Consider the following 24249-nt stretch of genomic DNA (forward strand, 5'->3'; position numbering starts at 1 on the left):
ATGATCCAATTATCACTTGAAATCTTGTGTGTTGACGGCTATTTTATCGACCATATTTTCACTATTTGAACAAAAAGCAAAAAGGAATACTCCATGAAAAGAGCGGTTATTACTGGTTTTGGTATTATTTCGAGTATTGGCAACAATAAAGAAGAAGTGTTAGCATCATTAAAAGCGGGTAAATCAGGTATTGAAGTTGTACCTGATTTCGTTGAAATGGGTATGCGTAGTCATGTGGCTGGTACGATTAAATTAAACCCAAGTGAATTAATCGATCGTAAAGTTTATCGCTTTATGGGTGATGCTGCTGCTTATGCTTACCTTTCAATGAAAGAAGCGATTGAAGATGCTGGATTAACTGATGATCAAGTATCTAATGATCGTACAGGGTTAGTGATCGGTGCTGGTACTGGTTCAGCTCATAACCAATTAGTCGCTTGTGATGCTGTACGTGGTCCACGTGGTGTGAAGGCAGTAGGTCCTTATGCTGTAACAAAAACAATGGCATCAAGTGTATCAGCCTGTTTAGCAACACCGTATAAAATTCGTGGTGTGAATTACAGTATCAGCTCTGCTTGTGCAACATCTGCACACTGTATTGGTCATGCACTTGAGTTAATCCAATTAGGTAAACAAGATATTGTATTTGCAGGTGGAGCAGAAGAGCTTTCTTGGGAATGTGCAACAGAGTTTGATGCGATGGGTGCAGTTTCTACTAAATATAATGAAACTCCAGAAAAAGCATCTCGTGCTTATGATGCAAATCGTGATGGTTTTGTGATTGCAGGTGGTGGTGCAGTTGTAGTTGTTGAAGAATTAGAACACGCACTTGCACGTGGTGCAAAAATCTATGCTGAAATTGTAGGTTATGGTGCAACTTCAGACGGTTACGATATGGTAGCGCCTAGTGGTGAAGGTGCAGAGCGTTGTATGAGACAAGCAATGGCAACGATTGATGCGCCAATTGACTACATCAATGTACACGGTACATCTACGCCAGTAGGTGATGTAAAAGAATTAGGTGCAATCAAAAATGTATTTGGTGATAAGGTGCCAGCGATTTCATCAACTAAGTCAATGACGGGACATTCTTTAGGTGCAGCAGGTGCACATGAAGCAATTTATACATTATTAATGTTAGATAATGATTTTATTGCACCGAGTATTAACATTGAAACTTTAGATCCTCAAGCAGAAGGTTGCAATATTGTGACCGAACTTGTTGAAAATGCAGGCTTAAACACAGTGATGTCAAACAGCTTTGGTTTCGGTGGCACGAATGCAGCGTTAATTTTCAAAAAATATAACGGTTAATTGAAAGAAGGCAGATGAAATATCTGCCTTTTCTTTTAGTATATAAAAGCGGATTTTATAATCCGCTTTTTATTTTGATGAACAGAACTATTTATTGGCTAAAATGATCGCTCTTGTTGGTGCCTGATAGCCTTCAATAGTTTTATTATGATCATTGGGATCTAAAAAGTCCACTAAGGATTCATTTTCTAACCAATCTGTTTTACGCTGTTCTTCTAGTGTCGTTGGGGCCATATCTACGCAGCGGACATTTTTAAATCCAACTTTTTCTAACCAATGGATTAATGCCAGGACTGAAGGAATGAAATACACATTTTTCATTTTAGCATAACGATCAGTTGGTACTAGTACGGTGTTTATATCACCATCAACAACCAATGTTTCCAAAACTAATTCGCCACCTTTCACTAATTGATTTTTTAACTGGGTTAAATGGTCTAATGGCGATTTACGGTGATACAACACGCCCATTGAAAAGACGGTATCAAATGCCGCTAACGGTTGCATTTCTTCAAGCCCTATCGGGATTAAATTGGCTCGGCGATCGTTACCTAACAATTTGCGTACCGCCTCAAACTGGCAAAGGAATAATTCAGTTGGGTCTATGCCGACTACCGTTTTCGCACCTTCGCCCACCATACGCCACATATGATAGCCACTTCCACATCCAACATCTAAAATGGTACGATCTTTTAAGGGGGATAGGTGGGGTAATACACGATTCCATTTGAAATCTGAACGCCATTCGCAATCAATATGAATACCGTGCAAGTGATATGGACCTTTACGCCACGGCATTAATTGTTTGAGATGATAAACAATACGTTGTTCTTCACCTTGCGATAATGGTGAAATTGGCTCAGATTTGACCGCACTTTTGAGATCGATATTTGCACAGTCTAAGTGAGGTAAAAAATCAACAATTTTTGCCCATTTTACATAGTCACCGTGAGTTTGTTTTTCCCACTGTTTGAGTTGTAAAGGTAATGTTTCAAGCCAAGCAGATAAATTCGTTGTGGCAATTTGTTGATAAAAAGGACGAAAGTCAATCATAGAGCCTTCTTGTAAGCAGAGTTCGCTTGTTCAAATGTATCGAGAATATGTTTTTCTGGCTTTGCAGTGAGTAACGAAGTAATGACAATAACCAGGCTAGCTAGGATAAAACCAGGAATCATTTCGTAAATGGAGTGAAGTTGAGATCCCTCGACAGTCCACTTTTTCCAACCGAAAACAACGATTGCACCTGTCATCATACCGAATAATGCAGCAGAAGAGGTCATACGTTTCCAAAACAGTGAAAATAACACCACAGGGCCAAATGCACTGCCAAATCCTGCCCATGCAAATTCCACTAATTTTAATACACGGCTGTGTTCATCTTGTGCGATCCAAATCGCAATACCAGCAATGGAAAGTACCATTAAGCGACCAAGCCAAACTAATTCTTTATCAGACGCTTTTGGACGGATAAAACCTTTATAAAAATCTTCTGTGATGGCACTTGATGAGATGAGTAATTGTGCACTTAAAGTACTCATTACGGCTGCTAATATGGCAGAAAGTAGAATGCCTGAAATCCAAGGGTTAAACAACAATTTTGAGAGTTCAATAAAGACTTGTTCTGGTTCGCGATTTACTAAGTCTGCAACTTGGGGATTAGCATAGAAATAAGCAATACCAAAGAAGCCGATGCCCATTGCACCTAATAAACATAATATCATCCAAGTCATACTGATTTTACGTGCATTATTGAGTGATTTCACAGAATCAGCCGCCATAAAACGTGCCAAAATGTGTGGTTGTCCAAAATAACCCAAGCCCCATGCGGCTAGGCTTAACAAACCTAGTGGGGTTGTGCCACTGAAAATATCAGTAAAATCTTTTTGCGCTGTGACTTCTGCTTGTGCTAAGACAAGATGAAATTGTTCAATGCCATCTAAGCTAATTAATACGAAGACGGGAGTTAGAATGAGTGCAAAAATCATTAAAGTAGCTTGAATGGTATCAGTCCAGCTTACCGCGAGGAATCCTCCAATAAAAGTGTAAGCAATCGTTGCTAATGCGCCATACCAAAGTGCGGTTGAATATTGTACGGAGAATAAGTTTTGGAAAAGTTTCGCACCAGCTACTACCCCCGAAGCACAATAAATCGTAAAGAAAACCAAGATAATTGATGCTGAAACAATTTTGATTAGATTATGTGATGATCCAAAACGGTGGTGGAAATATTCCGGTAGTGTTAAAGCATTGTTATTGTATTCAGTATAAATACGTAAACGGCCGGCCACAAATAGCCAGTTAAGATAAGCACCGAGAGTTAAACCAATAGCGATCCATCCTTCGATCAAACCTGAAATATAAATAGCACCAGGTAAACCCATTAATAACCAACCTGACATATCGGATGCACCTGCAGACATTGCTGTCACAAAGCTCCCTAGACGGCGACCGCCTAAAATATAGTCAGATAGATTGTTTGTATAATAGTAGGCTAATAAGCCAATAAATAACATCCCAAAAATGTAAATTGTAAATGTAATAAGTGTTGGATCCAATCCAAACATGATGACCTCACAAACATCGAAAAATTATAATTTTTATCTCCCAAAATTTGAGAAAGCTCACATTTTACCTTATTTGGTACTATTATTCTATTTTCCTTTTCGTTAGACTAAATGACATTAATTATATTTAAAATCTTAATGTTAGGTGTTTTTTATGGATTCTGTTGAATTGTTAGTCAATGTCACGCCAAATGAAACACGGATTGCGCTTGTCGATACCGGAATATTGAAAGAGGTTCATATCGAGCGACAGGCAAAACGTGGCATTGTTGGTAACATCTACAAAGGGCGTGTAACACGAGTTTTACCCGGTATGCAATCAGCTTTCGTGGATATTGGTTTAGAGAAAGCAGCGTTTTTACATGCCTCTGATATTGTTTCTCATACGGAGTGTGTGGAAGAAAGTGAACAAAAGCAATTTGTAGTAAAAGATATTGCAGAGCTTGTTCGTGAAGGACAAGATATTGTGGTACAAGTTGTGAAAGATCCTCTTGGTACAAAAGGTGCTAGATTAACTACGGATATTACACTGCCTTCACGCTATTTAGTGTTTATGCCAGAAAATAGCCATGTAGGTGTTTCACAGCGTATTGAAAGTGAAGAAGAACGTGCCAGATTAAAAGAACTTGTATTACCACTTTGTGATGAGTTAGGTGGATTTATTATCCGTACTGCAGCTGAGGGTGCAACGGAAGACGAATTAAAACAAGATGCGGATTTTCTGAAACGTTTATGGCGAAAAGTATTAGAGCGTCGTGGTAAATATCAAACAAAATCAATGTTATATGGAGAGTTAGCATTAACGCAGCGTATTTTGCGTGATTTTATTGGTGCCGGGCTAGAGAAAATTCGTATTGATTCGAAATTATGCTTTACTGAAGTGAAACAATTTACCGAAGAATTTATGCCAACTTTGGTCGATAAATTGGTGCTTTATTCAGGAAATCAACCGCTCTTTGATGTGTATGGTGTAGAAACTGCTATTCATACTGCATTAAATAAACGTGTAAATTTAAAATCAGGCGGGTATTTAATTATTGAACAAACAGAAGCGATGACCACCATTGATATTAATACAGGTGCTTTTGTTGGCCATCGCAATCTTGAAGAAACTATTTTTAATACGAATATCGAAGCGACAAAAGCTATTGCTCAACAGTTGCAGTTACGCAATCTCGGTGGGATTATAATTATCGATTTTATCGATATGCAAACAGATGATCATCGTAATCGAGTGTTAGAATCTCTGCAAGAAGCACTATCGAAAGATCGTGTTAAAACAAGTGTGAACGGTTTTACTCAACTTGGTTTAGTTGAAATGACGCGTAAACGTACTCGAGAAAGTCTTGAGCATGTGTTATGTGGTGATTGCCCATCTTGTCAGGGGCGTGGTCGTATCAAAACCGTGGAAACGATCTGTTATGAAATTATGCGTGAAATTATCCGCGTTCATCACTTGTTCTCAAGTGAGCAGTTCGTAGTTTATGCATCACGTGCAGTAGCAGATTATTTGATCAATGAAGAATCTCATGGCTTGCTTGCTGAATTGGAAGTTTTTATCGGTAAACAAATCCAAATTAAAACTGAAGTGTATTACAACCAAGAACAATTTGATGTAGTTGTAATGTAGTTAATAGTCATTTATTAGCGACTTTCTTCTTTTGTATAAAGTAAAAGTCGCTTTTCTATTACCTTTCATCCTGCCTAAAAATAACATAAAATACACCGCACTTTTCTTTTCTATTGAATATATAAATTATGATTAATACAGTTAGTAATACATTACTTACACCAAGCAATCTGAGTTTAAAAGATTTACAAAATACCTTTGATTTGCTTTCGCATCGCCATATTGATTATGCAGATCTTTATTTTCAACTTAGCCAAGATGAAAATTGGGTATTGGAAGACAGCATCATCAAAGAAGGTGGATTTCATATTGACCGTGGTGTAGGTGTACGTGCGGTAAGTGGTGAGAAGACAGGTTTTGCGTATTCTGACCAAATTAACTTAGCTAGTTTGCAACAATGTGCCGCAGCGGTCAAAGGGATCGCGCAAGTGAAGCAAGGTAATATCATTGCCCCATCTGTATTGACTCCTGTTGAGGCGATGTTACGTTATCAAAGTATTAACCCACTAAATAGCTTAAACAAAGAAAAGAAAATTGCATTATTGCATTTAGTGGATAAAACAGCGCGTAATGAAGATTCTCGTGTTGTTCAAGTTTCCGCGAGTTTAAGTTCCGTATATGAAGAAGTACTAATTGTAGCAACAGATGGTACGCTTGCAGCGGATATTCGTCCGTTAGTACGTTTATCCATTTCTGTCTTGGTCGAACAAGATGGCAAGCGTGAGCGTGGTAGTGCAGGTGCTGGCGGTCGTTTTGGGTTAGAGTGGTTTTTAGAAAGTGAAAATGGTGAAATAAGAGCGGTCTATTTTGCGAAAGAAGCAGTGCGTCAGGCTTTAGTGAATTTAAGTGCAATTGCGGCACCAGCAGGAATGATGCCTGTCGTTTTAGGAGCGGGCTGGCCGGGCGTATTGTTACACGAAGCTGTTGGACATGGTTTAGAGGGTGATTTTAACCGTAAAGAAAGTTCCTTATTTACAGGTAAAATTGGTGAGCTTGTCACTTCACCTTTATGTACCATTGTTGATGACGGTACGTTACAAAATCGTCGAGGTTCTATAACGGTAGATGATGAAGGCGTACCAAGTCAATATAATGTGTTAATCAAAGATGGTATTTTACAAGGCTATATGCAAGATAAAATGAACGCACGTTTAATGGGCGTAGCGCCAACCGGTAATGGACGTCGTGAATCTTATGCGCACTTGCCAATGCCACGAATGACCAATACCTATATGTTGGCTGGGCAAAGTAAATTTGATGATTTAATTGCTTCGGTAGATTTTGGACTTTTTGCACCGCACTTTGGCGGTGGCCAAGTGGATATTACTTCGGGCAAATTCGTGTTCTCAAGTTCAGAAGCCTACTTGATTGAAAAAGGTAAAATCACTAAACCAGTCAAAGGTGCAACTTTGATTGGTAGTGGTATCGAGGTCATGCAAAATGTCTCTATGGTTGCAGATCAAGTTGAACTTGATCACGGTATTGGCGTTTGTGGTAAAGAAGGACAGAGCGTACCTGTTGGCGTTGGTCAACCTGCTTTAAAAATTGAGCAAATTACCGTAGGTGGTACAAATTAATAAAACAAGTCCAGATCAACTGATCTGGATTTTTTGTGATATTATTGAATATTTATTCATTTATATTGACTAAATATTTCTATTTCACTATGCTTTTTATAATGAAAAAAGAACAAGGATAATGCAATGATACAATATACGAGAGAAACCTTTAATCAAGTGATGATCCAAAACTATGCACCAGCAGATTTTATTCCAGTAAAAGGGAAAGGAAGTCGAGTTTGGGATCAAAAAGGGAAAGAATATATTGATTTTACCAGTGGCATTGCGGTAAATAGCCTAGGGCATTGTCCTGATGAAATCGTTGAAGTATTGAAAACACAAAGTGAAAAGTTATGGCATTCCAGTAACTGGTTTACTAGTGAGCAGACTTTAGCACTTGCAACCAAATTGGTAGAGAAAACGTTTGCAGATCGTGTGATGTTTGTGAATTCAGGGGCGGAAGCAAATGAGGCTGCGTTGAAGCTTGCTCGCCGCTATGCAGTAGATAATTTCGGTTATCAAAAAAGCAAAATTATTGCATTCAAGCAAAGTTTCCACGGACGTACATTATTTACTGTCAGTGTGGGCGGGCAAGCGAAGTATTCAGATGGATTTGGCCCAAAACCTGCGGATATTATTCACATACCTTTTAATGATTTAAATGCTGTAAAAGCGGTGATTGATGAGAATACCTGTGCAGTGATTGTTGAGCCAATTCAAGGGGAAAGTGGTATTTTGCCTGCGCATCAAGATTTTTTACAGGGGCTTCGAGAGCAATGTGATCAACATAATGTACTGTTGATTTTCGATGAAGTACAAACGGGAATTGGGCGTACAGGGTATTTATACGCTTACATGAAATATGGTGTTGTACCTGATATTTTGACTTCTGCGAAAGCGCTTGGTAATGGTTTTCCTATTGGTGCGATGTTGACGACAAATCACATTGCTAAAAGTTTTGTACCTGGTGTACACGGCACTACGTTTGGTGGAAATCCATTGGCTTGTGCAGTCGCAGAGAAAGTGATTGATATTATTTCATCTCCACAATTCTTGCAAAAAATCCACCGCACTTCTGAAAAATTTATGCAAAAGTTGCAAGAAATTAATCAGCAATGTGGCTTATTTAAAGAGATTCGTGGTGAAGGCTTGTTAATCGGTGCAGAGTTAATTGAAAAATATCAAGGTAAAGCCAGCGAGTTTGTCAAAAAAGCAGCGGATAATGGCTTAATGATTCTCGTGGCTGGACCAAATGTATTGCGTTTTGCTCCGGCGCTGAATATTAGTGATGATGAACTCGAAGCCGGATTTGTGCGGTTAGAACAGACTTTGTTAGTAGATTAATTCAGGTTGATTATTCGGGCCTCTTTTCTGCGTGTAATCAAATAAATTCCCTTTTGGTTACGCAAGATTCTGGAAAGGTGATACATGAATTTAAAGGGCGCAATAAGCCACAAAATCAGTTACGGCTGATGATAAGATGAAGTCAACGTTAGCTTATTTTTAATAGAAAAGTAGAAATCTTTTACAAAATAAACAAAAAAGCACCGCACTTTTGAAGTAGCGGTACTTTTTGTTAGTTTATAATTAATCAGCAGAGTAGTACAATTTACCTATTTCAATTTTTTGACGCCCGTTTGCTTCACGCCATTTGTTGGTATCACGTAAAGAATATACACAACCGCAATATTCTTGTTGGTAAAAACGCTCACGCTTACTGATTTCGATCATGCGTTGTGAGCCCCCTCCTTTACGCCAGTTGTAATCCCAATATACTACATCATCATATTTTTCTGCGGCACGGTGTCCACAACCATTGATTTGGTTCATATCTTTCCAGCGAGAAATACCTAAGCAACTTGTGAAGACTGGGAAACCATTGTTATGCGCATATTCAGCAGCTTTTTCAAAACGCATATCAAAGCACATTGTACAACGAATACCTCGCTCAGGTTCATCTTCCATACCTTTTGCTCGGTTAAACCATTCTTGGCGATCGTAATCAGCATCAATAAATGGGATTCCCCATTTTTCGGCAAAACGAATATTTTCCTCTTTACGAATTAAATATTCTTTTAATGGGTGAATATTGGGGTTATAGAAGTAAATGGTGAATTCAATTCCCGAGGCATGAATGGCTTCCATTACTTCACCAGAGCAAGGTGCACAACAAGAATGTAATAACAACTTGTTATGACCATTTGGTAATTCTAATTTTTCACGTACAAAAGGCGCATTAGGATCTTTACCTTTACGTGTTTTTTTCGTTGGGATTTTCTGTTCTGTCATTTTCGTTCTTAAAATTGATAAATAAATGACCGCACTTTAGGCGGTCGCTTGAGTAAATTGTTATCGAATTATGAGCTAATTAATAAGTACGCTCTACGGATAAATACGCAAGTGAAATTAATGCTTGTTTGTACTCATTTTCAGGTAATAAGGCAATGGCATCAACGGCTTTTTGTGCTTCTTCTTTAGCACGGTTCATCGCATAATCTAATGATTTATGTTCAGCCATAATCGCTAGAACAGTATCTAAAATATCGCGTTTACCACCCTGTTCAATGGCATCACGAATCAGTTTAGCTTGTTCAGGGTTTCCATTATGCATTGCATGTAACAATGGTAATGTTGGTTTACCTTCTGCCAAATCATCACCTAGATTTTTACCCAATGTTTGTGCATTAGAGCTGTAATCTAAAATATCATCCACTAATTGGAATGCAGTACCTAAATAACGACCATAGTCTTGTAATGCTTTCTCCTGGGCTGCAGTTGCTTTGGCTAAAATAGCAGAACAGTGTGTTGCAGCTTCAAATAAACGTGCTGTTTTGCCATAAATAACTTGCATATAATTTTCTTCAGTCGTATTGGGATCATTTACATTCATCAACTGTTGTACTTCACCTTCTGCAATCACATTAGTGGCATCAGACATTACTTTTAAAATACGTAGTGAATTCAATTGAGTCATTAATTGAAACGCACGGGTATAAATAAAGTCGCCCACTAATACGCTAGCCGCATTGCCAAATTCAGCATTTGCGGTTGGGTTACCACGGCGTAGTTCAGACTCATCAACAACATCATCGTGTAATAGAGTTGCAGTATGGATAAACTCAATAAATGTAGCACACGTAATGGGTTCATCTGATGTGTAGCCAAGTGCACGAGCAGCAAGAATAGCAATCATAGGGCGAATACGTTTACCGCCACTTTGAATGATGTAATAACCTAGTTGATTGATTAAAGCAACGTTAGAGTTTAATTGTGCTAAAATCGCTTCATTAGTTTTTTGCATATCTAGCTGAATAAGCTGCTGGATGGTTTCAATAGGCATTAAATTATGTTGATTTGTCATTGTAATAATTGCTTTATAGACTGAATGTTTGCTTGATTGTACCCAATTTTCTGTAATTTCTGAAATCAAATCATACAAATTCATAATTTTTTTATTTTATTGTAAATAAGGACTTGCTCTTGAGTCGTTTTTTGCGTAGAATTTGCGACCTATTTATATGAATTTTTGAAGTGCTAAATGAACAAAACATTAAAGCACTATGTATAGCGGAGTATATATGTACGCAGTTTTCCAAAGTGGCGGTAAGCAGCACAGAGTAAGCGAAGGTCAAGTGGTTCGATTAGAAAAACTTGAAGTTGCAACTGGTGAAACAGTTGAATTTGACTCAGTGTTAATGATCGTTAACGGTGAAGATGTTAAAATTGGTGCCCCAGTTGTTGCTGGTGGTAAAGTAGTAGCAGAAGTTGTTGCTCATGGTCGCGGCGATAAAGTTAAAATCGTTAAATTCCGTCGTCGTAAACATAGCCGTAAACAACAAGGTCATCGTCAGTGGTTCACAGAAGTGAAAATCACTGGGATTCAAGCATAATTTCAGAGGAGATCAAGTAGATGGCAACTAAAAAAGCTGGTGGTTCAACTCGTAACGGTCGTGATTCTGAAGCTAAACGCCTTGGTGTTAAACGTTTCGGTGGCGAATCTGTATTAGCAGGTAGCATCATTGTTCGTCAACGTGGTACTAAATTCCACGCTGGTTCAAACGTTGGTATGGGTCGTGACCACACCTTATTTGCAACTGCAGATGGTAAAGTTAAATTTGAAGTTAAAGGCGATAAAAATCGTAAATACGTAAGTATCGTTACTGAGTAATTTCAAGTTCCTAAATTAAAAACGCCTCGCACAAAGTTGCGAGGCTTTTTTATGGGAGTTCTTTTATGCAGCAAAAACCTTGGCTTGGATTCATTTTTGCATTTACCGCAGCTTGTATGTGGGGATCTTTACCAATTGCATTACAGCAAGTATTAAAAACTGTAGATGCTCAAACCATAGTTTGGTTTCGCTTTGCTGTTGCAGCAGTTGGTTTGTTTTTGATATTGAAAGTCACAAGAAAATTACCCAATTTAACCGCACTTTACTTACGACATTGGCTATTGATTTTATTAGGGGTTGTGGGATTATCGGCCAACTTTTTCTTATATAATGTAGCACTAAAATATATTCCACCAACGACAAGCCAAGTTTTTAGCCCACTCACTTCCTTCGGGATGCTATTGGCTGGCGTATGGCTTTTTAAAGAGCAATTTGCGAAACACCAAAAAATCGGTTTATTATTGCTTATCTTTGGATTATTCCTCTTTTTTAATGAACGTTTAGGTGATTTTTTAAATTTTAATCTTTATGTATTAGGCATTCTGTCTTGTATTACAGCTAGTTTTGTTTGGGTTGGCTATGGTATAGCTCAAAAATTAATGTCTAATCGCTTAACTGCACAGCAAGTATTATTACCTATTTACATCGGATGTAGCATTATTTTTATGCCAGTGGCGAATGTATCACAAGTGTTGAATTTGAATTCGATGCAAGTACTTTGCTTGGTTTATTGTTGTTTGAATACGTTGATTGCTTATGGGGCTTACGCCGAGGCATTAAATCATTGGGATGTGACGAAAGTGAGTGCTATTGTCACGCAGATTCCAATACTGACATTAATTTTTTCTGAAATATTATTTTTGATTGCACCTGAATATATGATGTTGGAAAAACTAAATTGGTTGAGTTATCTCGGTGCATTATTTGTTGTATCTGGTGCATTATTTTCAGCTATAGGTCATCGATTAACTAACCATATACTAATGAAGCGAGTTTAAGATGAAACAACAGCAACCTGTGATGGGTTTTCTATTTGCATTAATTACCTCAATGGCTTGGGGCTCATTACCTATCGCTTTACAACGCGTAGTGGCAGTGATGGATCCTCAAACAATTGTTTGGTATCGCTTTTTGGTTGCTGCATTTGGATTACTTATCATTTTAGGATTAACAAATAAGCTACCAAAATTGAGACAGTTTGTGCCTCGTTATCGCATTTTAGTGTTAATTGGTGTGATTGGATTGTCTGCAAACTTTGTCTTATTTAATACCTCATTAAAATATATCGAGCCTTCAATTTCACAGATTTTTGGGCAGTTATCTTCATTTACGATGATGATTTTTGGGGTCGTCTTTTTTAAAGAAAAGTTCCGTTTAAATCAAAAAATAGGCTTAGTGTTACTTGTTGTAGGATTAATGCTCTTTTTTAACGATCGTTTTAAACTCTTTTTAAGTTTAAATGCGTATTCGATTGGTATTTTCTTAGCCGCATCAGCTGCATTAGTGTGGAGTATTTACGGTATTGCACAAAAACTGATGTTGCGTGAATTTAATTCACAACAAATTTTATTTGTGATTTATATTGGCTGCGGAATTGTATTTACACCATTTGCCGAAGTTTCTCAAGTAACGGCATTGAGTGGTTGGACATTATTCTGTTTTATTTATTGTTGCTTAAATACATTAGTCGGTTATGGCGCATATGCTGAAGCCTTAAATCGCTGGGATGTATCTAAAGTTAGCGTAGTGACAACATTGATGCCGTTGTTCACGATTTTATTTTCTTATTTGTTATATGTTTTTTATCCTGAGCATTTTGCAAAGCCGGATTTAAATACGATTAGTTATATTGGTGCATTAGTCGTTGTGTTTGGTGCAATCACCTCTGCGATTGGGCACAAGTTTATTAAGGGTTAGGAGAAAGAATGAAATTTATTGATGAAGCTTTAATCCGAGTTGAAGCAGGCGATGGTGGTAATGGTTGTATTAGCTTCCGTCGTGAAAAATATATCCCTAAAGGTGGCCCAGACGGTGGTGATGGCGGAGATGGTGGTGATGTGTATTTAGTTGCAGATGAAAACTTAAATACCTTGATTGATTACCGCTTTGAAAAGCGTTTTGCCGCAGAGCGTGGTGAGAATGGTCGCAGTGCAAATTGTACGGGGCATCGTGGTAAAGATATTACTTTACGAGTACCAGTTGGGACACGTGCAATTGATAATGACACCAAAGAGGTGATTGGTGATTTAACGAAACACGGTACTAAAATGCTAGTAGCGAAAGGCGGTTATCATGGTTTGGGTAATACCCGTTTTAAATCTTCGGTTAATCGTGCACCACGCCAAAAGACTAATGGTACATTAGGTGAAAAACGTGATTTACAGCTAGAGCTGATGTTGCTTGCAGATGTAGGAATGCTCGGCTTACCAAATGCGGGTAAATCCACTTTTATTCGTGCAATTTCTGCAGCGAAGCCCAAAGTAGCAGATTATCCGTTTACTACGTTAGTGCCAAGTTTAGGTGTTGCTCGTGTTGATGCTAATCGTAGCTTTGTGGTGGCAGATATTCCGGGACTCATTGAAGGTGCTTCGGAAGGCGCAGGCCTAGGGATCCGATTTTTAAAGCATTTGGAGCGTTGCCGTGTATTAGTGCATTTAGTGGATATTGCACCAATTGATGAAAGTGATCCTGCAGATAATATTGGGATTATCGAAGCAGAGTTATTCCAATATAGCGAAGCGTTAGCAGATAAACCACGTTGGTTGGTATTCAACAAGATCGACACAATGAGTGATGAAGAAGCTGAACAACGTGCGAAAGAGATTACTGAGCGTTTAGGCTGGGAGGATTCTTACTATCTAATTTCTGCTGTGACAGGTAAAAATGTTTCACCACTTTGCCGTGATATTATGGATTTCATTGAAGCAAATCCTAGAGAAGATGTGCAGGAGGAAGAACAAAATACAGCCGTCAAATTTAAATGGGATGACTATCATCAAGAGCAACTGGCTGAGCATCAATTGGATATAGATGATGAAGATTGGGATGATTGGTCAGAAGAAGATGAAGAAGGTGTGGAAATTATTTATAAGCCTTAATCTTATGAAAGTGCGGTATAAAATTTTACACTTTTTGACTACACTTTATATTGCCCAAAAGGATGTTAATGGTGAGTTTGCATCCTTTTATTTTGTGACTTAGATAATCACAATATTCGGTTCGCTATAAGGCTTCAGAGCGTTCGTAACAATAATTCTATTTGTAGTGCTCATTATTCTAAGGGATAGGAGAGCCAAAATGTTCCTTGAATAGCTTAATATTTGAACTAGAGGTTACATTTATAATAGTATCGGCTTTGCCGTTTAATTGTTCATTTAATATAAGAATATCATTATATTCACTACACATTAGTGTATATTCACCTAATCCACTAATTAATTAGCTTTCCATCTACATTAATAAATAGTATTTTTCTTGCATTAAATGGTGTGTGACATTGAAAAGAGATAATTAATGTTACAATAATACCAAATTTATTAACGCTATTTTTGTAATTCAGAAAGTGAGTATCAATGGCAACATACATAGCATGGGGAAATATTAATCAATTTTATCCTTTGCATCATATTCCTAAGGATTTATTGACGGAAAAATTATACCAATCCATCGAGGATAAAAATGTAAGAGTGAAAATGCGCCATCGTTGTCGTTGGGTTGCGCATTTCTTGCTATGGTCCTTACTGAACACTTCCCAAAAATCAACCGCACTTTTAAAGCATATTAACTACACCGATTCAGGGCGACCCCAATTTCCCAATGATGAGGTTGATTTTAATATCAGCCATTCTGGTGAATGGGTAGCGGTGATTTTGCATATTAATGAGGGGGGGAAGGCGGTGGTTGGGATTGATATTGAATTTCCACAGCGTGAGCGAAATTATACTGGATTGCTTACACATTTCTCTACTTACAGCGAACAACTTTGGTTTCAACAAATGAGTTTAGCACAACAGCCAAGAGCATTCTATCTAAGTTGGTGTTTAAGAGAAGCTGTATTGAAATCACAAGGTATTGGGATTGTGAAGCTATCAGAGGTGAGTCACGATCCTATTTTACGTAAAATTCAGTCAAATTATTGTCCAGCGGGGTCATTGATCTTCACTAATGAACTACCATTTTATTTGGCATTTTTTATTAATACCGATGAAACAGAGCATATCAACTACTCTTGTTGGGATGGGGATAAGCTCTTACCCCAGTTCTTGAAACAAAAATTGATTTATCAAGTAAATGGCTAAAAACTGTTTTTTATTTAACCGCACTTTAAATTCATAAAAATATCCCCATTTAATAACGAGTTTCGTTAGACTTAAGACAATATTTTGTTTAGACTGTGACAATTTGTTTAAACTGATAACAATTTTTTGACAAATGGAGAAGGGAATGTCATTGAACGGTTCAGATCAAGATCCTTGGGGTAAGCCAGGGCAGAAGCAACCCGAAAGTAATCGTCCTAATAATGAGGGAGATAAAGGCTCAAATTGGAATGATAATTCTCGAGGTAAGCAAAATAACCAAGAACAATCACCGCCAGATATTGAGGAAATGTTCAATAGCTTATTGAAAAAATTGGGTGGTAGTAATGGCGGTAATCGTAACCAATCAAATCAAGGAGGTTCCTTGAAATTGGGTAAATTACTACCGATTGTAATTTCTATTGGTGCGATTGTTTGGGGAGTAAGTGGATTTTACACCATAAAAGAAGCTGAACGTGGAGTAGTAATGCGTTTTGGTGAATTGCATTCTATTGTTCAACCAGGTTTAAATTGGCGACCAAATTTCATTGACCGTGTAGTACCAGTTAATGTAGAACAAGTGAAAGAGTTAAAAACACAAGGTTCTATGTTGACACAAGACGAAAATATGGTGAAAGTCGAAATGACGGTTCAATATCGTGTTCATGATCCTGCTAAATATCTATTCAGTGTAACTAATGCAGATGATAGCTTGAATCAAGCAACAGACAGTGCTTTGCGTTATGTCATTGGTCATATGTCGATGGATGATATTTTGACTACAGGCCGTTCAGTTGTGCGTGAAAATACTTGGAAAACCTTAAATTCAATTATCGAATCTTATGATATGGGTCTTGAAGTTGTTGATGTGAACTTCCAGTCTGCTCGTCCACCAGAAGAAGTAAAAGATGCATTTGATGATGCAATTAAAGCGCAAGAGGACGAACAACGTTATATTCGTGAAGCAGAAGCTTATGCAAGAGAGAGAGAGCCGATTGCTCGAGGTGATGCACAGCGTATTTTAGAAGAGGCTACTGCTTATAAAGATCGTGTTGTATTAGATGCGAAAGGAGAAGTGGAGCGTTTCCAACGTTTATTGCCTGAATTTAAACTTGCGCCAGAATTATTGCGTGAACGTTTATACATCCAAACAATGGAAAAAGTGATGGCAAATACACCTAAAGTGATGTTGGATGGTAACAACGGCAATAACTTAACTGTATTACCGTTAGAGCAGATTTTAAAAGGTAAGAGCAATAAAAATGTTCAACAAAATGTGGTAGAAGAAACAAAACCAACGATTCGTATCGACACGGCACCATCAAATTCTGTGCCAGTGATTCCACAATCAAGACAAGAAAGTACTCGCCAAGGGAGATTTAATTAATGCGTAAATTTTTAACCCCTGTCATTGTTATTATTGCAGCACTCTTGTACTCAAGCATTGTGATTGTGTCGGAAGGTACTCGAGGTATTATGTTGCGCTTTAGCAAAGTACATCGTGATGCAGACAATAAAGTTGTGGTGTATAACCCCGGTTTACATTTTAAAATCCCTTTAATTGACTCAATTAAAATTTTAGATGCTCGTATCCGCACGCTTGATGGTCAAGCAGACCGTTTTGTGACTGTTGAGAAAAAAGACTTGCTTGTTGACTCTTATGTGAAATGGAGAATCAGCGATTTTGGTCGTTTCTATACGGCAACAGGTGGTGGTGATTATGCCCAAGCTTCTAACTTATTACGCCGTAAAGTGAATGACCGTTTACGTTCTGAAATTGGTTCAAGAACTATCAAAGATATCGTTTCAGGTACACGTGGTGAGTTAATGGAAGGGGCTCGTAAAGCATTAAATACTGGTGCTGATAGTACAGCAGAACTAGGTATTGAAGTGGTTGATGTGCGTGTAAAACAAATCAACTTACCTGATGAAGTATCTTCTTCTATTTATCAACGTATGAGAGCGGAACGTGATGCCGTAGCGCGTGAACATCGTTCACAAGGTCGTGAAAAAGCAGCATTTATTCAAGCAGATGTTGATCGTAAGGTCACACTGATTTTGGCTAACGCAAACCGTTCAGCACAAGAATTACGTGGTTCGGGAGATGCTATTGCTGCGAAAGTATTCTCAGATGCTTTTGCTCACGATCCTGCTTTTTATAGCTTTTTAAGAAGTTTGAAGGCATATGAAAGCAGCTTTGCAAACTCATCAGAAAATATGATGATTCTAAAACCGGATAGTGAATTCTTCCGTTTTATGAAAGCACCGACAAAGTAAGAGATTAAATCAGTAAAGAAAAAGGCATCAAATTTGATGCCTTTTGTTTTTTTGAAATTTTATTTATTCTTCAAGCCCCAATTCTTTTAGATATTGGAAAATCTCACGATAGGCTTTTGGTGGCTTGTTTTGATCTTTTTCTTTTTGTGCTGCACGAATGAGATTACGTAAATGTTGGCTATCAGCTTGTGGATATTCATCCAATAATTGTGTGAGAGCATTATTATTCACAATTAATTGATCGCGTAACATCTCTAATTTATGTAGCATTGCTTGTTGTTGGTTATGCTTATTTTCTAATTTTTCTAGTGCTTCTTCTATTGGCTCAGCATCCATACTACGCAAAATTTTGCCGATATATTGCAGTTGGCGGCGTTTAGCTTCTTTTTGTAAGCGCTGAGCAAGCTCAACTGCTTCTAATAATTTATCGTCTAATGGAATTTTATCTAATTTCGCTTTAGTGAGATTGACAAGTTTTTCACCAAGCTTTTTGAGTGCTTCAGCATCACGTTTAATTTCACTTTTACTTACCCAAATAATCTCTTCTTGTTCTTGGTCGTCCCAATCTTGCTTTTCCCAGTCAATCTTATTTTTTCCACGCTTTGCCATTTTCTTTTCCTTAATTTCACGAAAATAAAAGAACATTTTAGCACGGAAATCCAAAATAAGATAAAATGCCACATCATTGCTTAATGATAAGCAGAAAGGAAGGTATTTAATGAAAACTCAAGAAAATTCGACCGCACTTTTAAAGCAACAAGAACAAGCCTTGCGTGATGCGGTGAGCTATGCGATTGAAACAGCACAAAAAGCGGGTGCAACAGCTGAAGTTGCAGTGACAAAAGTGAGTGGGCTATCAGTTTCAACACGTTTGCAAGAAATCGAAAATGTTGAATTTAATAATGATGGCGCGTTAGGCATTTCAGTTTATTTAGGTCAACAAAAAGGCAATGCTTCAACCTCAGATTTAAGCCCAGAAGCGATTAAAAATGCAGTTGAAGCGGCATTAGCCATTGCCAAATATACCTCTCCAGATGAATGTTCAGGTTTAGCAGAAAAAGAATTAATGGCATTTGATGCCCCTGATTTGGATTTATATCATGCAACAGAGATTGATGTTGATAAAGCGGTTGAGCTCGCATTAAGTGCTGAAACAGCAGCATTGTCTTATGATAAACGTATCGTAAATAGTGAAGGGGCGGCATTTAACTCGCATACCGGTGTGCGAGTGTATGGTAATAGCCACGGAATGTTGCAAAGTTATTTATCAAGCCGTTATTCATTGTCCTGCTCTGTTATCGCTGGTGTTGAGGATCAATTAGAACGTGATTATGAATATACCATTTCTCGTAATATGGGCATGCTCGAAAGTGCTATGTGGGTAGGTGAAAATTGTGCGAAAAAAACGTTATCTCGTTTACAACCAAGAAAATTAGCCACTCAACAAGTACCTGTTGTGTTTTTAAATGATGTGGCAACCGGATTAGTTAGCCATTTAACCGCGGCAATTAGTGGTGGCAGTTTATATCGTAAAGCGAGCTTTTTACTGGATCATTTAGGTAAACAAGTTTTGCCTGATTGGTTTGAAATTTCTGAACATCCGCATTTAATTGGACAGCTTGCTTCATCTCCATTTGATAGTGAAGGGGTTCGTACGCAAGATCGCAGTATTATTTCACAAGGGATTTTGCAAACTTACTTGCTCACAAGTTATAGCGGTAAAAAATTAGGTATGCAAAGCACTGGCCACGCAGGCGGTATTCATAACTGGTTAGTAAAACCCAATACACAAGGTGGTTTGACCACGTTGTTAAAACAAATGGGAACTGGTTTATTAGTGACTGATTTAATGGGGCACGGTGTTAATTTAGTAACGGGAGATTATTCTCGTGGTGCGGCAGGTTTTTGGGTTGAGAATGGCGAGATCCAGTATCCAGTAGCGGAAATCACGATTGCAGGCGACTTAAAAGAGATGCTACGTAACATCGTGGCAGTCGGTGATGATATTGAATACCGTTCTAATATTCAGACAGGATCAATTTTATTAGAGAGTTTGAAAGTTTCAGGAAATTAATAAAATTTTATGAAAATGAGAATAATTCCTATTGACAATAAAAAAGGATTTGCTAATATGTGCACATCTGTTAGGAAGCCAGTTGAAGATAATAAGCAGTTTTTTTCAGTTAGAGTCAATACTCCGAGCAGGTAGAGTAGAAAGTAAATTCGTTAGGGTATTTATGGGGCTGAGGTTTAAACTTCAGCCTTTTTTTTGTAAAATAAACCTTTATAACCCTATCTAAAGGTAAATCGAATGAAAAAGCATCACGTTGATATTCTTATCTCTGAAGAAGAAGTCCGTTCTCGTATTCAAGCATTAGGTCGTGAAATCACTCAGCATTATCAACAGCAAAATATTGATAAAGTTATTGTTGTTGGTCTTTTACGTGGTTCTTTTATGTTTATGGCGGATTTAGTGCGTGAAATTAGCTTACCTGTTGAAATTGAATTTATGACTACATCAAGCTACGGTAGTGGAATGACCACAAGCCATGATGTGAAAATCAGTAAAGATCTTGACGGTGATATTAAAGATGAACATGTTTTAATTGTGGAAGACATTATTGATACGGGTTATACCTTGTCAAAAGTTCGTGAGATTTTAAATTTGCGTGATCCTATGTCTTTACGTATTTGCACATTATTAGATAAACCTTCTCGTCGTGAAGTGGAGGTGCCAGTTGAATGGGTTGGCTTCACAATTCCAGATGAATTTGTGGTTGGTTATGGTATTGATTATGCACAGCGTTATCGCAATTTAGGTTATATTGGTAATGTTGTCTTAGAAGAATGATAAATTAACAAGTTAAAAGAGGATATTATGTATCTTGACCAAATTAAAGCCGAGTTAAATGAAGCGGCTGATGTGTTAAATAAATTTATTCATGACGAAAATAATATTAAATTAATTCAGCAAGCCGCTCTATTAATTTCGGATAGCTTTAAACAAGGTGGTAAAGTACTATCTTGTGGTAATGGTGGTTCACACTGTGATGCAATGCACTTCGCAGAAGAATTAACTGGTCGTTATCGCGAAAATCGTCCAGGCTATCCAGCAATAGCGATTTCTGATGTGAGCCATCTAAGCTGCGTAAGTAATGATTTCGGTTATGAATTTGTTTTCTCTCGCTATGTTGAAGCCGTAGGTCAAAAAGGTGATGTACTTTTTGGTTTATCAACTTCAGGTAATTCTAAAAATATTTTGAATGCAATTAGTGCAGCAAAAGAAAAAGGAATGAAAGTTATTGCATTAACTGGTAAAGATGGTGGAAAAATGGCTGGATTAGCGGATGTTGAAATTCGTGTGCCACATTTTGGTTATGCAGATCGTATTCAAGAAATTCACATCAAAGTTATTCATATTTTAATGATGTTGATTGAATTTGAGATGGCAAAGGTGCAATAAGTCTCTTTAGTACAAGAAAAATCCCCAACTATTCGGTTGGGGATTTTTTTATCTATTTTCAAAATTTGTACAAAATTTCATTTGCATAATTATGCATTAAATATTAATATTATTTCAATTATGCAGATTATAGAGATTTTCAAAGAATGGCAATTCGTGTTAAAAATTTAAACTTTTTTTATGGTTCTTCTCAAACTCTTTTTAATATTAATTTAGATGCTGAAGAAGGCGAAACCGTTGTATTACTTGGCCCAAGTGGCGCAGGTAAAAGTACATTAATCCGCACATTAAACTTACTTGAAGTGCCTGCTTCAGGTCAGCTTGAGATTGCAAACAATCAATTTGACTTATCTTCAGATACAACAAATCCGAAAAAAATTCGTCAATTAAGACAAGATGTGGGAATGGTATTTCAACAATATAACTTATGGCCACATTTAACAGTAATTGAGAATTTGATTGAAGCGCCTAAGAATGTGTTAGGCTTAGATAACGCAACCGCAAAAACTCAAGCATTAGAATTACTAAAACGCTTACGTTTAGAAAAATTTGCAGATCGTTTCCCATTACATTTATCAGGGGGGCAGCAACAGCGTGTTGCGATTGCAAGAGCATTAATGATGAAACCACAAGTTTTATTATTTGATGAGCCAACAGCAGCGTTAGACCCTGAAATTACAGCGCAGGTAGTGGGGATTATTAAAGAACTTCAACAAACAGGCATTACGCAAGTGATTGTGACTCACGAAGTGGCAGTTGCTCGTAAAGTCGCAACCAAAGTTGTGTATATGGAGCAAGGTTATATCGTTGAAATGGGCGATGCAAGTTGCTTTCAAAACCCACAAACAGAACAATTTAAACAATACTTATCACACTAATAAAGGACACAATATGAAAAAATTACTTTTGACTGTACTTTTAGCCAGTAGTGCATTAGTAGCAAGTGCTAAAGATATCACTTTCGCAATGGAGCCAAGCTATCCACCGTTTGAATCAACAAATGAGAAAGGTGAGATTATTGGTTTTGATGTTGATATTGCAAATGCAATTTGTAAAGAAATTCAAGCAACTTGCCACTTCAAAGGTCAGGCGTTTGATAGCTTAATTAGTGGTTTGAAATTTAAACATTTTGATGCTTCAATTTCTGCGATTGATATTACGGAAGCTCGTGCAAAGCAAGTGAGCTTTAGTGAATCCTATTATGATAGTTCAGCAAGTTTTATTGCGGTGAAAGGTAAAGCAGATCTAACTACTGCTAAAAAAGTGGGCGTGCAAAATGGCACAACATTCCAACAATATGTTGTGGCTGAAGCAAAACAATATCAACCAGTTCCTTATGCAAGTTTGCAAAGTGCAATTTTAGATCTAAAAAATGGTCGTATTGATGTCATCTTTGGTGATACAGCGGTATTAGTCGATATGTTACAGAAAGAAGACAGCCTTGGCTTTGTTGGCGATAAAGTGACTAACAAAAAATATTTTGGTAACGGTTTAGGTATCGCTGTAAACAAAGCAAACAAAGAGCTTTTATCTGAATTAAATAAAGGCTTGGCGGCGATTAAAGCAAGCGGTGAATACCAAAAAATTTATGATAAATGGATGACGAAATAATCGATTATGTTTTCTGATTATCTTTCTTTGATGTATTCCGCAACCCTAATGACTTTAGGGTTAGCGGTTTGTTCGCTAATTGTTGGTTTGATTTTATCTATTCTCTTTGTGATATTAGAAACCAGTAAATGGGGAGGAATACGTAAACCTGCTTCAGTAATGATCGCTTTATTAAGAGGTTTGCCTGAGATCCTCGTGGTATTATTAATTTACTTTGGTTCTACTGAGGTTGTCGAAATGATAACCGGTGAATTTATTCAATTTAGCGCATTCGGTTGTGGAGTTTTTGCCCTTTCTATTATTTTTGCAGCCTATGCATCACAGTCTTTACGTGGCGCAATTCAAGCTATTCCATTAGGTCAATGGGAGTCTGGTGCCGCATTAGGCTTAAGCCGTAGCTATACCTTTGTGCATATAGTGATGCCACAAGTTTGGCGTCACGCCTTACCAGGTTTAAGTAATCAGTGGTTAGTTTTACTAAAAGATACTGCACTAGTGTCTTTAATCGGGGTGGATGACTTAATGCGTCAAGCGGAATTAGTGAATGCCAATACACATCAGCCATTTACTTGGTATGGGATCGCAGCCTTACTGTATTTAGCCATTACTTTAATCAGCCAAGTGATTATTCGCAAATTGGAATATCGTTTTACTCGTTTTGAGAGAGGAGTGCAATAATGATTCGGGAGTATTTTATGGTCATTGCACAGGGTATTCCTACCAGTTTATTGCTCACTGTCGTATCTTTATTAGTTGCACTGGTGATTGCATTGCTATTCACCTTCGCTTTATCAATGGGCAATAAAGTAGTGAATTGTGGGATTAATACCTATCTTACATTATTTACAGGAACACCTTTATTAGTCCAGTTTTTCTTGATTTATGCAGGCCCAGGTCAATTTGATGTGATTGTACAAAGCCCTGTTTGGTCATTATTATCAAATGCGTGGTTTTGTGCGATGCTCACCTTGGCATTAAATAGTGCAGCATACACCACACAATTATTCCACGGTGCTGTTAAGGCAATCAGCAAAGGGCAGTGGGAGAGTTGTGCTTCATTAGGTTTGACACGTTTGCAAACTTTAAAAATTTTGATTCCTTATGCATTAAAACGTGCGTTACCTTCTTACAGTAATGAGATTATTTTGGTTTTCAAAGGCACAGCACTAGCTTCTACAATTACTATTATGGATATTATGGGCTATGCGAGACAGCTTTATGGGACAGAATATGACGCATTGACTATTTATGGTATTGCAGGTGCAATTTATTTAGTGATTACAGGAATTGCTACTGTGCTATTACGTAAATTAGAAAGTCGAGTGCTCTCATTTGAGCGTTTAGAAGTGGAAAAATCATAGCTAAATT

The 24249-nt window shown here is 37.5% G+C and carries 23 protein-coding genes and 1 pseudogene; 19 read left to right on the forward strand and 5 right to left on the reverse strand.

All coding sequences use genetic code 11. The features are described 5' to 3' along the window. Window positions 1-93: 93 nt before the first annotated feature. Entirely contained in the window at window positions 94-1314 is a 1221-nt protein-coding gene (fabB, locus tag CKV78_RS01050) for a beta-ketoacyl-ACP synthase I (protein WP_005765397.1), read from the forward strand. 87 nt (window positions 1315-1401) lie between these two features. On the opposite strand, the gene cmoB is transcribed toward fabB, so the two are convergent. After that, window positions 1402-2367 carry a tRNA 5-methoxyuridine(34)/uridine 5-oxyacetic acid(34) synthase CmoB gene (cmoB, locus tag CKV78_RS01055; protein ID WP_005765399.1) on the reverse strand — a complete coding sequence of 322 codons (966 nt, stop codon included), beginning with the start codon at window positions 2365-2367 and terminating at the stop codon, window positions 1402-1404. Beyond that, window positions 2364-3878: a sodium/proline symporter PutP gene (gene putP, locus CKV78_RS01060; RefSeq protein ID WP_005765401.1), complete on the reverse strand. Its 1515-nt coding sequence runs from the start codon at window positions 3876-3878 to the stop codon at window positions 2364-2366. Before putP ends, cmoB begins: the two co-directional genes overlap by 4 nt. 154 nt (window positions 3879-4032) lie before the next feature. On the opposite strand from putP, the gene rng reads away from it, so the two are divergent. From rng to CKV78_RS01075, 3 genes are all read left to right on the forward strand, one after another. After that, complete coding sequence (gene rng, locus CKV78_RS01065) at window positions 4033-5508, forward strand: ribonuclease G (RefSeq protein ID WP_005765403.1); 1476 nt, start codon at window positions 4033-4035, stop codon at window positions 5506-5508. A 128-nt stretch (window positions 5509-5636) separates the two neighbouring features. After that, window positions 5637-7085 carry a metalloprotease TldD gene (tldD, locus tag CKV78_RS01070; RefSeq protein WP_005765404.1) on the forward strand — a complete coding sequence of 483 codons (1449 nt, stop codon included), beginning with the start codon at window positions 5637-5639 and terminating at the stop codon, window positions 7083-7085. Between the two features lie 126 nt (window positions 7086-7211). Further along, on the forward strand, window positions 7212-8411 hold the full coding sequence (locus CKV78_RS01075; RefSeq protein WP_005765406.1) for an aspartate aminotransferase family protein: 1200 nt from the start codon (window positions 7212-7214) through the stop codon (window positions 8409-8411). A gap of 243 nt (window positions 8412-8654) precedes the next feature. On the opposite strand, the gene CKV78_RS01080 is transcribed toward CKV78_RS01075, so the two are convergent. Together CKV78_RS01080 and ispB are read right to left on the reverse strand one after the other, a co-directional pair. Then, window positions 8655-9356, reverse strand: coding sequence for an epoxyqueuosine reductase QueH (locus CKV78_RS01080; protein ID WP_005765408.1), 702 nt, complete (start codon window positions 9354-9356; stop codon window positions 8655-8657). A gap of 79 nt (window positions 9357-9435) precedes the next feature. After that, window positions 9436-10407 carry an octaprenyl diphosphate synthase gene (gene ispB / locus CKV78_RS01085; protein ID WP_032855713.1) on the reverse strand — a complete coding sequence of 324 codons (972 nt, stop codon included), beginning with the start codon at window positions 10405-10407 and terminating at the stop codon, window positions 9436-9438. A 238-nt stretch (window positions 10408-10645) separates the two neighbouring features. Here ispB and rplU point away from each other — a divergent pair, with 238 nt between their 5' ends. From rplU to hflC, 8 genes and pseudogenes are all read left to right on the forward strand, one after another. After that, a complete protein-coding gene (gene rplU, locus CKV78_RS01090) occupies window positions 10646-10957 on the forward strand; it encodes a 50S ribosomal protein L21 (protein WP_005721505.1) in 312 nt (103 codons plus the stop codon). Between the two features lie 20 nt (window positions 10958-10977). Then, window positions 10978-11235, forward strand: a complete 258-nt coding sequence (gene rpmA, locus CKV78_RS01095; RefSeq protein WP_005765414.1) for a 50S ribosomal protein L27 — start codon at window positions 10978-10980, stop codon at window positions 11233-11235. A gap of 65 nt (window positions 11236-11300) precedes the next feature. Beyond that, entirely contained in the window at window positions 11301-12233 is a 933-nt protein-coding gene (locus tag CKV78_RS01100) for a DMT family transporter (protein ID WP_005765416.1), read from the forward strand. A gap of 1 nt (window position 12234) precedes the next feature. After that, window positions 12235-13152: a DMT family transporter gene (locus tag CKV78_RS01105; protein WP_005765418.1), complete on the forward strand. Its 918-nt coding sequence runs from the start codon at window positions 12235-12237 to the stop codon at window positions 13150-13152. 8 nt (window positions 13153-13160) lie between these two features. Next, entirely contained in the window at window positions 13161-14333 is a 1173-nt protein-coding gene (gene cgtA / locus CKV78_RS01110) for an Obg family GTPase CgtA (RefSeq protein ID WP_005765420.1), read from the forward strand. A 474-nt stretch (window positions 14334-14807) separates the two neighbouring features. Further along, window positions 14808-15533 carry a 4'-phosphopantetheinyl transferase family protein gene (locus tag CKV78_RS01115; protein ID WP_005765422.1) on the forward strand — a complete coding sequence of 242 codons (726 nt, stop codon included), beginning with the start codon at window positions 14808-14810 and terminating at the stop codon, window positions 15531-15533. Between the two features lie 145 nt (window positions 15534-15678). Beyond that, window positions 15679-16785 (forward strand): annotated as a pseudogene (gene hflK, locus CKV78_RS01120) (FtsH protease activity modulator HflK); the annotation flags it as partial. Window positions 16786-16916: 131 nt separating this feature from the next. Beyond that, a complete protein-coding gene (gene hflC / locus CKV78_RS01125) occupies window positions 16917-17807 on the forward strand; it encodes a protease modulator HflC (RefSeq protein ID WP_005765426.1) in 891 nt (296 codons plus the stop codon). Between the two features lie 63 nt (window positions 17808-17870). On the opposite strand, the gene yjgA is transcribed toward hflC, so the two are convergent. Beyond that, on the reverse strand, window positions 17871-18416 hold the full coding sequence (gene yjgA, locus CKV78_RS01130; RefSeq protein WP_032855689.1) for a ribosome biogenesis factor YjgA: 546 nt from the start codon (window positions 18414-18416) through the stop codon (window positions 17871-17873). 109 nt (window positions 18417-18525) lie between these two features. Between yjgA and pmbA the strand changes: the two genes are divergently transcribed. The 7 genes from pmbA to artM all read left to right on the forward strand — a co-directional run bounded on the left by pmbA (window position 18526) and on the right by artM (window position 24242). Beyond that, entirely contained in the window at window positions 18526-19881 is a 1356-nt protein-coding gene (gene pmbA / locus CKV78_RS01135) for a metalloprotease PmbA (protein WP_005765430.1), read from the forward strand. Between the two features lie 237 nt (window positions 19882-20118). Beyond that, the gene (gene hpt / locus CKV78_RS01140) at window positions 20119-20658 is read left to right on the forward strand and encodes a hypoxanthine phosphoribosyltransferase (protein WP_005765432.1); all 540 of its coding nucleotides are present in this window, start codon (window positions 20119-20121) and stop codon (window positions 20656-20658) included. A gap of 27 nt (window positions 20659-20685) precedes the next feature. Next, a complete protein-coding gene (gene lpcA / locus CKV78_RS01145) occupies window positions 20686-21270 on the forward strand; it encodes a D-sedoheptulose 7-phosphate isomerase (protein ID WP_005765434.1) in 585 nt (194 codons plus the stop codon). A 146-nt stretch (window positions 21271-21416) separates the two neighbouring features. Further along, window positions 21417-22148: an arginine ABC transporter ATP-binding protein ArtP gene (artP, locus tag CKV78_RS01150; protein ID WP_005765437.1), complete on the forward strand. Its 732-nt coding sequence runs from the start codon at window positions 21417-21419 to the stop codon at window positions 22146-22148. 13 nt (window positions 22149-22161) lie between these two features. Then, complete coding sequence (locus CKV78_RS01155) at window positions 22162-22881, forward strand: arginine ABC transporter substrate-binding protein (protein ID WP_032855690.1); 720 nt, start codon at window positions 22162-22164, stop codon at window positions 22879-22881. Between the two features lie 6 nt (window positions 22882-22887). Beyond that, the gene (artQ, locus tag CKV78_RS01160) at window positions 22888-23559 is read left to right on the forward strand and encodes an arginine ABC transporter permease ArtQ (RefSeq protein WP_005765441.1); all 672 of its coding nucleotides are present in this window, start codon (window positions 22888-22890) and stop codon (window positions 23557-23559) included. Next, complete coding sequence (gene artM / locus CKV78_RS01165; RefSeq protein ID WP_005765443.1) at window positions 23559-24242, forward strand: arginine ABC transporter permease ArtM; 684 nt, start codon at window positions 23559-23561, stop codon at window positions 24240-24242. The genes artQ and artM overlap by 1 nt, the downstream gene beginning before the upstream one ends. The last annotated feature ends 7 nt before the right edge of the window (window positions 24243-24249 follow it).

The organism is Pasteurella dagmatis (genome assembly GCF_900186835.1).
Lineage (GTDB): Bacteria > Pseudomonadota > Gammaproteobacteria > Enterobacterales > Pasteurellaceae > Pasteurella > Pasteurella dagmatis.